Genomic DNA, 12,371 nt, shown 5'->3' with positions numbered 1-12,371 from the left:
CCTTGTCGGACCCCTGTGGGACGCTCTGCACGCACCTTCGGGGTAGCCCGTCACGAAGTCGCTCGTGGCGAGTCACGTCCCGAGCGCTCCGCCGTCCCGTCGCTCCCCGATCGGAGATCGATGCACGAGATCCTCGGAAAGGCCCGCACCGTCCGGGAAATGCTCGACGGCGCCCGGTACGCGATCGACTACTACCAGCGGGAGTACCGCTGGGAGGCCAAGCAGATCCAGGAACTGCTCGACGACCTGACCGGAACGTTCCTCCAGGAGTTCGACCCGGGACACGACCGCAGTGCCGTCGCGAGGTACCCCCACTACTTTCTCGGGTCGGTGATCATCAGCCGGCGAGACGACACGAGGTACATCGTCGACGGCCAGCAGCGACTGACCAGCCTCACACTGCTGCTCGTCCTTCTCCACCGGTTGCAGTCGGGTCGCGACGACCGCGTGCCCGTCGAGAGTCTGGTCTGCTCGACCCGGTACGGCCGCCGGTCCATGAATCTCGACATCGACGATCGCAATCCGTGCATGGAGGCGTTGCTGGAAGGCCGCGACTACGACGTGGCCGAGCGATCCGACTCGGTACGCAACCTGGTGGCCCGGTACGAGGACCTGGAGACGATGTTCCCGGAGGAGATCCGGGGCGGAGGACTCCCGTACTTCGCCGACTGGCTGCTCGACAAGGTGCACCTGGTGGAGATCACCGCGTTCTCCGACGAGGACGCCTACACGATCTTCGAGACGATGAACGACCGCGGACTCCAGCTGACCCCGACCGACATGCTCCGGGGTTACCTCCTCGCCAGGATCGATGATCCGTCCCGTCGCAGTGTCGCGGCAGACCTGTGGCGGACGCGGGTCCGGGAGCTGAACGACGCGGGCAAGGAGGTCGAGCCCGACTTCTTCAAGACGTGGCTGCGCAGCCAGTACGCGACGCGGACCAGGGCCCGGACGAAGGGGGCGACCGCCGAGGACTTCGAACGGATCGGCACCCAGTTCCACCGGTGGATCCGCGAGGCGCAAGATCGAATCGGACTGAAGCGATCCGATGACGTCTTCGAGTTCGTGAATCGCGACTTCGACTTCTACAGCCGCTGGTACCTGGCCACGCTCGATGCCGCGGCCACGCTCCGTTCCGGGCTCGAACGCATCCACTACACCGCACAGCTCGGCTTCACCCTGCAGCATCTCCTCCTCATGGCCCCGCTCGATCCGGGGGACGACGACAGCGTCGTACGCACGAAGCTGGACATCGTCTCGCGGTTCGTCGACATCCTGGTCACCCGACGGATCTGGAACTTCCGGAGCATCGCCTACTCCACGCAGCTCTACGCGACGTTCGTGACGATGCGCGACAGTCGGCGGCTTTTTCCTGGTGATCTCGCCGATTACCTGCACGAACGCCTGACAGCAGAGGACGAGACGTTCGACAGCAACGATGGTCTGCGTATCCACCAGCAGAACCGGTACCTGCTGCACCGGGTGCTCGCACGCCTCACCGACCATGTCGAGACCGAGTCGGGCAACGCCTCCCGTTACGCCGAGTACGTCGCCGGTGGCCAGGGACGCTACGAGGTCGAGCACATCTGGGCCAATCATCCCGAGCGGCACAGAGAGGAATTCCCGCAGGCCGCGGACTTCGCGATGATGCGGGATCGGTTCGGTGGCCTGCTCCTGCTTCCCAAGCGCTTCAACGGGAGCTACGGAGATCTCCCGTACGAGGAGAAGGTCCCGCACTATCTGTCGCAGAATCTGCTCGCCCGATCGCTGCACCCGCAGTGCTACGAGCGCAACCCCGGTTTTCTCGACTTCATCCGCCGATCTGGCCTGCCGTTCCATGCTCACGACAGCTTCAGGTCGACGGATCTGGTGGAGCGGTACGAACTCTACCGCGAGCTCGCGAAACGGATCTGGAACCCGGACGACGTCCGGCGGGCCGGCGGAAGGACTATCGAGAGATGAAAACTCCCATCGACACGGCCAGGCTCGCAGAGGTCGGGCAGCGGCTCGCCGACCAGGTACTGCAGGTCGGCATCGACGGCAAGGGGCCGTTGAAAGGAGCAGAGGAGGTCGCGGCCGAGCATCTCCGTTCTGCGCGAGGAGACGTCGAGAAGGCCATCACGAAGTTGATCGCCACCCACGTCCGGCTCGCGGCAGTGTCCGGAGCAGTGACGGGAGCCGGTGGCCTGATCACGCTGCCGATCGCGGTGTCGGCATCGCTGGCGGGGCTCTATATCGTTGCGACGCGGATGACGGCCGGTATCGCCCACCTCCGTGGATACGACATCCACAGCGAGGAGGTGCGCAGCGCGATTCTCGTGTGCCTGCTGGGCAGCGGGGCGTCGAGCGCGATCAGCAAGGCCGGCGTCGAGATCGGTCAGAAGTCCGCCCTGGCCGCACTCCAGAAGCTCCCCGGTCGTGTGCTGATCGATATCAACAGGCGAATCGGGTACCGGCTTGTCACCAAGGCGGGCCAGAAGGGCGTCATCAACCTGACCAAGATGGTCCCACTGGTCGGCGCGCCGATCGGTGCGACTGTGGACGGCGTCGGGTGCAAGAGCATCTCGGTCTACGCACTCCGGACTTTCGAGCCGCTGGATGACACCGGGCCGACCGGGGTTGGGGGCACGGTCGAATGAACCCGCGTAGCCGATGCCCCTCGGAACGTCTGTGAATCCGCGCCTGGCACGCTCGGACATCTCACCTGCCGCGACGTCGTCTCCGCATCGTGGACGGCCGAGTCACTGAACTGAAGAGGCTCGGGAAGTCCAGGTGTTCCTCCCGAGCAACCTCCCGCCCGTCGTGTCGAGCAGGTCGGCGCCGGCTCTGATGCCGTCCGTCGTTCGCGATGGTCCACCACCACGGGCGCGGTCACCGGTGCCCGGCCGCGGGTCCGGCGGAACCGCCGCCGTCCGGGCGTCGTCCAAGCCGCATGACCACCTACGCCCACGACCCGGTCGCCTCGACGATCGTCGCCTGCTGGCCCACCGGCGACGGCGCCGTCGCCCACCGGGCCGCCCGCGTCCCGAAGTCCCTCGACCACTCCCTGGCCCGCCGCACCGCGAAGGCGCTGAGTGCCCTGTCGACGCACCTGTGGGCCACCTACGCCGACCAGGCCGCGCACGAGCTCGACCCGGAGACGCTCGCCGCGGCGGTGCGGCACCCGAACCAGCCGGTCGGGGACCTGCTGCGCGTCATGGAGGACGGCTGTGCCGAGACCGCGCACCTGCTGGGCCGGATCGTGGCGCGGGCACCGGGACGGGCGTTCCGCGACGCCGTCGTCGCCGACGTCCGCGCCGAGACCGACGCCGTGCTCGACGCCGACGACGGCGTCCTCACCGGACGCTCCGCCCAGGCCGTCGTCCACCCCCGGTGCGACGCCCCGGCCGAGCAGCTCCTGGTCGCCCACTCGCTGCTGCACGACGACCCGCTCGGCCCGCCCGCGATCGTGACGTCGGTCGAGCCGAACGCGGCCGCCGTCGCGACCCTGCGCTGGCTGCGGGCCTCGGCCGCGCTCGTCGCCGAGCGGGTCGGGCACACGGTGCCCGACGTCGTCGCGCTCGCCGAGGCGATCGGGCACGAGGACCTCGCGGTGACCCGGCACGTGCTCTGCACCCTCGCCGGGACCGGTGAGGCGGAGGTGGTCCTCGACCTGCTCCAGGAGGCCGTCCTGGCCCGGCGGGGCTGGTTCGTCGTGTGCCCGGAGCCGGCGCCGGACCCTGAGCGGGGCCACCGGGCGGTCTCGACCGTGCTGGACCCGCTGGACCCGGCGTCGTGCCTGCTCGACGGCCTGGTCCGCGGGCTGCACGGCTGTTTCCGGGTGTGGCTCGACGACGTCGTGGCCCGGGAGACCCCCGGCGCCGACCCGCGGCTGGTCGGGACTGCCCGGGCCGCGGCGCTGCGCCTGCGCTACACCGACGAGGTGCGGCGCTCGGTCCGGGCGGGCCGCTGAGCGGCTCGGCCGGCGACGACCGGCCCGGCCGGCCACCGGGCGTCGCCGGGGTGCGGGTGGACGATCACGCCGTTCCGGGCCGGCGCCCCGCGAGCAGCTGTACCGCGGTCCCGGCGACGGGCAGCACCAGCAGCAGCGCGAGCGCCGCGGTGAGCCCGACGACGGCGGCGAACCCGCCGATCACCGCCGCCCCGATCCCGGCGCCGGTGAGGAAGCACAGTGTCGCCACCCCGATCGCGCCGCTGCGCCGGTCCGTCGGCACCGCGGTGCCGACGGCGGCGATCATCGCGGGCTGGCCGGTGCCGAACGCCAGCGTCACCAGCATCGGCGCGAGCGCCAGCACCCACGGCAGGTGGCTCGCCACCCCGGCCACGGCCACCACCAGCCCGACGACGGTCGTCGCGCATGCGTACGTCAGGGTCTGCCGCGGCCCGATCCGGGCCTGCAGGAACGCCGACGCCGCCGGGCACACCAACGCCACCACCGCCGAGGGCACCAGCACCAGCCCGGTGGCCAGCGGGCTCCAGCCGCGCTCGGCGAGCTCCAGCGGGATGCCCAGCAGCAGGGCGAACCAGCTGGCGGGCACCGCGGACGCGCACAGCGAGCTGCGCACCACCGTCGCGTTGCCGACCACCCCGCGCGGCAGGAACCCGTCGGGCCGGGCCCGCACCCACAGCGCCGTCACCGGGACGCCGACCGCGAGCAGCACCCCACCGGCGACGGCCGCGACCGCGCCCGCGCTGGGCGACTGCACCAGCAGCACCAGCCCGGTGACCGCCGTCGCGACGATCACCGCACCCACCAGGTCCACCCGGGCGCCGTCGCCGCGGACCACCGAGTGCCGCCACAGATAGGGGACCGCGAGCAGCGCCAGCACGGGCAGCGCGACCGCGGCCCGCCAGCCGCCGACCGTCGTCAGCGCCCCGCCGATCAGCGGGCCGAGCGCGGACAGTGCGGCCGAGATCCCGGCCAGCCGCCCGAGCACGCCGCCGCGTCGTTCCGGTGGGGTCCTGGCGGCCAGCAGCGCCGAGGCGAGCACCGGGACCGACGCCGCGCCGAGCCCCTGCACGATCCGGGCGGCCATCACCAGACCGAAGCTCGGAGCGGCCGCCGCGGCGAGCGCTCCCAGCCCGAGCAGGCCCACCCCGACACACAGCGGCACCCGGATGCCGACGGCGTCGGCGAGCCGTCCGTGCACCGGCGTCGCGACGGCCAGCGCGACCGCGTACCCGCTCACCATCCAGGTCGCGACCGCGGTGTCGACGCCGAGACCGTCGGCGAGCAACGGCAACGCGACCGTCACCCCCGACGTCGAGGTGCCGGCGAGGCCGAAGAGCAGTCCGAGCACGATCGACAGGAGCACCCGTCGATCCTCACCCGCGGACACGACCGGTGCACCGTGATTCGCTGTGAACCGTGCCGAACCGACCCGTCATCCGCCCGGCGACCGCCGAGGACGCCGACGCCTGCGCCGCCGTCTACGCCCCCTACGTCCGGGACACCGCGATCAGCTTCGAGGCCGAGCCGCCGGGCCCGGTGGAGATGGCCGAGCGGATCGCCGCCGCCCGGGAACGGCACGCCTGGCTCGTCGCCGTCGGCCCCGGCGGTGAGGTGCTCGGCTACGCCTACGGCGGGCCCTGGAAGTCCCGCGAGGCCTACGCGTGGACCTGCGAGGTCTCGGTCTACCTGGCCCCGTCGGCGCAGGGGCGGGGGCTGGGCCGGGCGCTGTACGAGGCGCTGTTCGCCGAGCTGGTCGCGCGCGGCATGGTCGTCGCCGTGGCGGGGATGACCGTGCCGAACGAGGCGAGCGCCGCGCTGCACCGCGCCCTGGGGTTCGGCGAGGTCGGGACGTTCCGCGGTGTCGGCTGGAAGCACGGGGCGTGGCGCGACGTGACCTGGTTCCGGCGGGCGCTGGTCGAGGCGCCGCCGGACGGCCCCCGGGACTGACACCGCCGGACGCGTGCGAGGATCACCGCCCGTTGCGCCCCGCACCGTTCCGGCCCACCGGCCGGGACCGGCGCCGGCGCGCCCCGCCCGTGACCCGGGCCGGGGGAGCGGTACCGCACGGGGAGCACCATGGACGGCCTGCGCCGTGAACTCGACGGACGCCAGATCGGCATGATTGCCGTGGGCGGCGCGATCGGCACCGGGCTGTTCCTTGGCTCCGGGCTCGCCATCTCCATCGCCGGGCCGGCGGTGATCGTCGCCTACGTCGTCGCCGCGGTCGTCGCACTGGTCCTGGCATACGCATTGGCCGAGATGGTGGTGCGCCACCCCGAGGCCGGGGGATTCGGGCCCATCACCCAGCGCTACCTCGGGCACGGTGCCGGGTTCGTGCAGCGCTGGATGTACTGGGCCGCGCAGGTCGTGAACATCGGCAGCGAGGTCGTCGCGGCCGGGCTCTACCTGACGTTCTGGTATCCCGACCTGCCGCTGTGGATCCCGGTCGTCGGGTTCTCGGTGGTGATGCTCGCGGTCAACGCGGGCGCGGTCCGCTTCTTCGGCGAGACCGAGTACTGGTTCGCGATGATCAAGGTCGTGACGATCGTGGCGTTCATCGCCGTCGGCCTCGTCGCGATCGTGTTCGGTCTGCCCGGGCAGCAGCCCGTGGGCCTCGGCGCGCTCACCGCGCACGGCGGGTTCGCCCCGAACGGCCTCGGCGCGATCTGGCTCGCCCTGACCGTGGTGACCTTCTCGTTCCTCGGCACCGAGGCCGTCGCCGTCACCGCGGCCGAGTCCTCGGACCCGGTCCGTGACATCCCGCGCGCGGCCCGGCGCACCGTGGTGCGCCTCGCGGTCTTCTACGTCGGGGCGATGCTGGTGGTGGTGACCCTGTTGCCGTGGAACACCGTGACGACCGGCGACGACGTCACCGAGTCGCCGTTCGTCCGCCTGTTCGCCCTGGCGGGGGTGCCCGCGGCGGCCGCGGTGATGAACGTCGTGGTGCTGACCGCGGCGCTGTCGGCGATGAACACGAATCTCTACGTGACCGCGCGCATGACCTACTCGCTGGCCCGCGACGGCTACGCACCCCGTTCGCTCGCCCGGGTCAACCGGCACGGCGCCCCGCAGCGGGCGCTCGCGCTGTCCGCCGTCGGGCTGGCGCTCGCCTCGCTGGTCTCGGTGTTCGCCGAGGCCACCGCCTTCCCGCTGCTCGTCGGGCTGGCGCTGTTCGGGGCGCTGGTGACCTGGCTGCTGATCTTCGCCGCGCACCTGGCGTTCCGCCGGTCCGGCGCGGGGCAGGAGTCCCCGGTACGGCTGTGGGGCGCCCCGTACACGACCGTCGCGGCGATGCTGTTCGTCGCCGCGGTGCTGGCGACGACGCCGTTCACCACCCAGTTCGCGACGGCGGCGCAGGCGGGTGTGCCCTTCCTGGCCTTGCTCGTCGTGGTCTACCTGGTGGTGCGGCGCCGCCGCCGGCGGGTCACGCCTTCTTCAGTTCCGAGTGGAGCTTGAGGACGGTCTGGCCGTCCTCCTGCTCCAGCACGTAGGCCGGGTTGTCCTCGGTCCCGTTGCGGGACTGCTTCGACCCGTCGATGGTCTTCTCGATGCGGTCGGTGGAGTGGTCCACGACCTTGCCGGTCGGGGTGCCGTTGCCCCAGTTCCACGCGACCCACGTGCCCTTGGCGAACTTCTGCGTCATGGGACCGGATACCCCCGCGCCGGCCGGTCAACCCGGCGCGGGGGAACGCCTCACCAGATCCGGACGCGCCGGTCCGGGTCGGTGTAGAGCCCGTCGTCCTCGGTCACCCCGAACGCCTCGTGGAACGTGTCGAGGTTCGTGACGACCGCGTTGCACCGCAGGTCCGGCGGCGAGTGCGGGTCGGTGGTGAGCCGCCGGATCGCCTCGGCGTCGCGGGTCACCGCCCGCCACACCTGCGCCCAGCCGAACAGCACCCGCTGCTCGCCGGTCAGGCCGTCGATCACCGGCGGCTCGGAGCCCTCGTGCGCGATCCCGTAGGCCTTCAGCGAGATCGTCAGCCCACCCAGGTCGCCGATGTTCTCGCCGACCGTCAGCGAGCCGTTGACCTTGTGGTCGGGCAGGCCGGCCGGGGACAGGCCGTCGTACTGGTCGATCAGCATCTTCGCGCGGGACTCGAACTCGGTCCGGTCGGCGGCCTCCCACCAGTCGGTGAGGTTGCCGTCGCCGTCGTAGCGGGAGCCCTGGTCGTCGAAGCCGTGCCCGATCTCGTGGCCGATGACCGCGCCGATGCCGCCGTAGTTCGCGGCGTCGTCGGCGTCGGCGTCGAAGAACGGCGGCTGCAGGATCGCGGCCGGGAACACGATCTCGTTGAGCCGCGGGTGGTAGTAGGCGTTGACCGTCTGCGGGGTCATCAGCCACTCGCCGTGGTCGACGGGGCCGCCGAGCTTGGCGTACTCGAAGTCGTGACGCCACTGGGCGGCCCGGCCCGCGTTGCCGAGCAGGTCGGCCGGGTCGATCTGCAGGTCGGAGTAGTCCTTCCAGGCGTCCGGGTAGCCGACCTTCGGGGTGAACTTGCCGAGCTTGTCCAGCGCCCGCTCCCGGGTGGCCGGGCTCATCCAGTCCAGGGTGGAGATCGACCGCCGGTAGGCCTCGACGATGTTGTCGACCAGCTCGGTGATGCGTTCCTTGGCCCGCGGCGGGAAGTGCCGCTCGACGTAGATCTTCGCGACCGCCTCGCCGAGCGCGCCCTCCACCAGCGACACCCCGCGCTTCCACCGCTCGCGCAGCTCCGGGGTGCCGGACAGGGTGCGGCCGAAGAAGTCGAAGTCGGCCTCGACCAGGTCGGCGGACAGGAACTCCGCGCACGACCCGGCGACGGTCAGCGCCAGCCACGCCTGCCACTGCTCCAGCGGGCGCCCGGCCCACAGCTCACCGGCCGCGGTGACGAAGCTCGGCTGGCGGACGATGACCTCGTCGTAGGCGTGCGCGGGCACCCCCAGCGCGGACTCCCACTCGGCCCAGTCGAAGCCCGGGGCGGCGGCGCGGAGCTCGTCGCGGGTCATCAGGGTGTAGGTCTTCTCGGCGTCCCGGTTGAGGACCCGGTCCCACGACGCGTCGGCGAGCGCGGTCTCCAGGTCCATGACCTGCTCGGCGACGCGCTCCGGCTCGGCCAGCCCGACCAGCTCGGCGAGGCGCCGGAGGTGCTCGACGTACTTCGTGCGGATCTCCGGGTCGCCCTCCTCGCCGTAGTACGACTCGTCGGGCAGTCCCAGCCCGGCCTGGTTGAGGTTCACCAGATAGCGGGACGAGTCCTTGAGGTCGGTCGCGATGAACTCGCCGAACAGCGCGGCGCGGCCCTCGCGCTGGCGCCGGCCGAGCACGGTCGCGAGCGCGGCCCGGTCGGTGGCGGCGTAGATCTCGTCGAGCAGCGGGCGCAGTGGCGCGGTCCCGAGCTCCTCGGCCCGCTCGACGTCCATGAAGGACCGGTACAGGTCCCCGACCTTGCGGGCCTCGGTGCCGGGCTCGGACGACGAGGCACATTCCTCGACGATCTCGTGGACCTGGTCCTCGGCCCGGTCGCGCAGGACGCGGAACGCGCCGTCCTGCGAGCGGTCGTCGGGGATCTCGTGGGTCGCCAGCCACCGGCCGTTCACGTGGGCGAACAGGTCGTCCTGGGGGCGGACGTCCGGGTCGACCCAGCTGAGGTCGAGACCGGACGGTCGCGAGTTCGGGGCGGACTCGGTGGTCGTCATGGGTCCATCCTGCCTGTCGGGTCCGACGGTTTCGAGCAGCCGACGACGACACGCCCGCGCCGCCCGGTCCGTCGGGGGAGAGCGGGTGCTGGGCGGGTGGTACCCCGTGGCCGTCGGCCCAACCGCGGCACGCGTGTAGAACCGTCACCGATGACCGACATGTGGGACGACCTGTTCGAACCCCCGGACCCCGCCGACGTCCTCGGGGACCTCCACGAGGTCGCGACGGGCGTCTTCGACCTCTGCTACGACGGCTCCGAGCCGGAGTGGGCGGCGTGGGCCTGGTCGATCCTCACCCGGGCCGGACTGGCCGCCGCCGGCACCGAGTACGAGCGCGGCGAGCTGGTGCTGCGGCTGCTCGCGCTGAACATGTTCCACCGCGAGTTCTGCGCCCGCGCCCTCGACCTGGGCGTGCCGGGGGAGTGGGACGTCGACCCCGACCGCGTGCTGGGCGACCACCCGCGCCTGAACCCGGTGCTGCTCGGGATCATGGCGGAGCGGCGCAGCCTGGACCTCGCCGACTCCACCGACCCCGGGGACCTGGACTTCGACGTCTCGGTCGCCGCGACCGCGCTCGACGCGCTGGTGCGTTCGGAGTACCGGCGGGTGGTGCCGCTGCTGGTGCAGGCGGCCGGGCCGGTGGACCTGGCCGCGTCGGTGTGGGCGTCCACCGGGGAAGGGGCGCGGTTCCCGCTGCCCGACACCGCGGTCCGTGAGCTGACGGCCGCGCTCACGCCCGCCGGGCACGCCGCGCTGGAGTGGGTCCGGGGCGGCGCGCGCCGGAGTTGACCGGACAGGACTCCGCCGGGTGGACCCCGCATTGTCGGCCACCGGAGCCGGCGCGCACCATCGCGGTGTGACGATCAACTTCGACGCGCCGGTCACCCGGCCCCGCACCACTCCCGCCATCGACCTGCTGGAGGGCGAGCGCCTGCTCGCCCGTCTGCCGGGCGACGGGCCGGACCGGAGCAGCGCGCGGTACGAGGCGTTCACCGTCACCCCGCTCGGACGCACCCTGGGCGCCGAGATCACCGGGATCGACCTGCGGGAGCAGGTCGACGAGCAGTTGAGGGCCGAGCTGCACCGGGCACTGCTGGAGTGGAAGGTCCTGTTCTTCCCCGGCCAGCACCTGACTAGCGAGCGGCAGCGTGAGCTCGCACTGCTCTGGGGCGACCTGGAGACCAACCCGATGCTCGACACCGGTGACTCCGCCGACGTCGTCCGTTTCGGCACCGGGAAGCGCACCTACGAGAACATCTGGCACGCCGACACCACGTTCCGTACCGCTCCGGCGATGGGCGCCATGCTGCGGATGGTGCAGACGCCGCCGTTCGGCGGGGACACGATGTGGGCCGACATGGCCGTCGCCTACGACAACCTCACCGACGAGGTGAAGGCACGCATCGACGACGCCGTCGCGGTGCACGACATGGTGCCCGGCTTCGCCCGGTTCCTGGACCCGGAGCGGCTGGCCCGCGGCCACGAGCTGTTCCCGCCGGTGACCCACCCCGTCGTCCGGACCCACCCGGAGACCGGGCGGCGCACGCTGTTCGTGAACGCCTCGTTCACCACCGCGATCGTCGGTCTGCCGCGCGAGGAGTCCGACGCGCTGCTGCGGCACCTGTTCGCCCAGGCCCACGTGCCCGAGTTCCAGGTCCGCTACCGCTGGTCGGAGGGGACACTCGCGTTCTGGGACAACCGGGCGACCCAGCACTACGCCGTCGGCGACTACCACCCGCACACCCGGGTCGCCGAGCGTGTCGCGATCGCGGGCGACCGACCCTTCTGAGGCTCGGCCACCCGAGTTCGAGTTGCCGAACACGGGGGCCCCTCGATACTGGGAGGAGGCGGTCCACCAGAGCGGCCGCCACCGCGAACCGGTCGGTCCGGCGTGTCCACACGCAGCAGGATCGGCGCCTCCCACGAGCGTCCGTACGCGCATCCCGCCCCGCCGCCGCCACCCGCGGCGGGGCGTGCGTCGGCATGCTCCGACTCGAAGGAGCACCCCCGTGCCCGCGATCCTGTTCGGCTCCATCTCCACCCTCGTCGACACCTCCGAGCTGCAGCGCGAGGCGTTCAACGAGGCCTTCTCCCAGCACGGCCTCGACTGGCACTGGGACCGCGACGACTACCTCGCCATGCTGGAGTCCAACGGCGGCGCCCAGCGCATCGCCGAGCACGCCGCGTCCACCGGTGAGACCGTCGACGCCGACGCCGTGCACGCCACCAAGTCCGAGGTCTTCCGGACGAAGCTGCGGGAGTCCGGCGCGACCCCGCGCCCCGGTGTCCGCGAGACCATCAAGGCCGCGCACGGCCGCGGGGTCACCGTCGGGCTGGTCACGACGACCTCCCGCGACAACGTCGACGCGGTCCTCGACGCGCTCGGACCGGATGTGACGCGCGCGGACTTCGCGCTGCTCATCGACCGCGCGATCGTGTCCGCACCCAAGCCCGACCCGGCGGCGTACACGCACGCGATCGCCGCGCTCGGCGAGACCGCCGACAGCGTGGTCGCCATCGAGGACAACGTCGGTGGCGTCGCCTCGGCGACCGGTGCGGGTGTGCGCGTCGTCGCCTTCCCGAACGCCAACACCGCGGGTCACGACTTCTCCCAGGCCACCGAACGCGTCGAGTCGCTCGACGACGGTGCGCTGCTCGCCGACGTCACCCGCTGACGCCCGGCCGCACCCCTCCCGCACGGCCCGACGGGCCCGGTCGTACCGACCGGGCCCGGCACGGGCGT

At 72.1% G+C, this 12,371-nt stretch carries 11 protein-coding genes; 8 read left to right on the top strand and 3 right to left on the bottom strand.

Annotated features, from left to right (window positions below):
- Window positions 1–120: 120 nt before the first annotated feature.
- From ND486_RS16875 to ND486_RS16865, 3 genes are all read left to right on the top strand, one after another.
- The gene (locus ND486_RS16875) at window positions 121–1,962 is read left to right on the top strand and encodes a DUF262 domain-containing protein (protein WP_251785085.1); all 1,842 of its coding nucleotides are present in this window, start codon (window positions 121–123) and stop codon (window positions 1,960–1,962) included.
- Window positions 1,959–2,639: an EcsC family protein gene (locus ND486_RS16870; RefSeq protein ID WP_251785084.1), complete on the top strand. Its 681-nt coding sequence runs from the start codon at window positions 1,959–1,961 to the stop codon at window positions 2,637–2,639. Before ND486_RS16875 ends, ND486_RS16870 begins: the two co-directional genes overlap by 4 nt.
- Before the next feature lie 293 nt (window positions 2,640–2,932).
- A complete protein-coding gene (locus tag ND486_RS16865; RefSeq protein WP_251785083.1) occupies window positions 2,933–3,952 on the top strand; it encodes a hypothetical protein in 1,020 nt (339 codons plus the stop codon).
- A gap of 64 nt (window positions 3,953–4,016) precedes the next feature.
- Here the strand turns inward: ND486_RS16865 and ND486_RS16860 are convergent, their stop codons facing one another.
- The gene (locus ND486_RS16860) at window positions 4,017–5,315 is read right to left on the bottom strand and encodes an MFS transporter (RefSeq protein ID WP_251785082.1); all 1,299 of its coding nucleotides are present in this window, start codon (window positions 5,313–5,315) and stop codon (window positions 4,017–4,019) included.
- A gap of 53 nt (window positions 5,316–5,368) precedes the next feature.
- Here ND486_RS16860 and ND486_RS16855 point away from each other — a divergent pair, with 53 nt between their 5' ends.
- Both ND486_RS16855 and ND486_RS16850 read left to right on the top strand, forming a co-directional pair.
- Window positions 5,369–5,899 (top strand): GNAT family N-acetyltransferase, encoded by a 531-nt coding sequence (locus ND486_RS16855; protein WP_251785081.1) that lies wholly within the window; start codon window positions 5,369–5,371, stop codon window positions 5,897–5,899.
- Window positions 5,900–6,028: 129 nt separating this feature from the next.
- Complete coding sequence (locus ND486_RS16850) at window positions 6,029–7,408, top strand: amino acid permease (RefSeq protein WP_251785080.1); 1,380 nt, start codon at window positions 6,029–6,031, stop codon at window positions 7,406–7,408.
- On the opposite strand, the gene ND486_RS16845 is transcribed toward ND486_RS16850, so the two are convergent.
- Window positions 7,377–7,595 (bottom strand): DUF2945 domain-containing protein, encoded by a 219-nt coding sequence (locus ND486_RS16845; protein WP_062396049.1) that lies wholly within the window; start codon window positions 7,593–7,595, stop codon window positions 7,377–7,379. The two genes, ND486_RS16850 and ND486_RS16845, sit on opposite strands and share 32 nt — an antisense overlap.
- A gap of 50 nt (window positions 7,596–7,645) precedes the next feature.
- On the bottom strand, window positions 7,646–9,628 hold the full coding sequence (locus ND486_RS16840) for a M13 family metallopeptidase (RefSeq protein WP_251785079.1): 1,983 nt from the start codon (window positions 9,626–9,628) through the stop codon (window positions 7,646–7,648).
- A 150-nt stretch (window positions 9,629–9,778) separates the two neighbouring features.
- Between ND486_RS16840 and ND486_RS16835 the strand changes: the two genes are divergently transcribed.
- The 3 genes from ND486_RS16835 to ND486_RS16825 all read left to right on the top strand — a co-directional run bounded on the left by ND486_RS16835 (window position 9,779) and on the right by ND486_RS16825 (window position 12,303).
- Entirely contained in the window at window positions 9,779–10,417 is a 639-nt protein-coding gene (locus ND486_RS16835) for a hypothetical protein (RefSeq protein WP_251785078.1), read from the top strand.
- Window positions 10,418–10,490: 73 nt separating this feature from the next.
- Window positions 10,491–11,417 (top strand): TauD/TfdA dioxygenase family protein, encoded by a 927-nt coding sequence (locus tag ND486_RS16830; protein ID WP_374231432.1) that lies wholly within the window; start codon window positions 10,491–10,493, stop codon window positions 11,415–11,417.
- Window positions 11,418–11,637: 220 nt separating this feature from the next.
- Window positions 11,638–12,303 carry an HAD-IA family hydrolase gene (locus tag ND486_RS16825; protein WP_251785076.1) on the top strand — a complete coding sequence of 222 codons (666 nt, stop codon included), beginning with the start codon at window positions 11,638–11,640 and terminating at the stop codon, window positions 12,301–12,303.
- Window positions 12,304–12,371: the final 68 nt, after the last annotated feature.

It is taken from the genome of Pseudonocardia sp. DR1-2, assembly GCF_023717215.1.
In the GTDB taxonomy this organism is placed as follows: Bacteria; Actinomycetota; Actinomycetes; order Mycobacteriales; family Pseudonocardiaceae; genus Pseudonocardia; species Pseudonocardia alni.
Note: the sequence above shows the minus strand (reverse complement) of the source record. Positions and strands in the feature narration are given on the sequence as shown.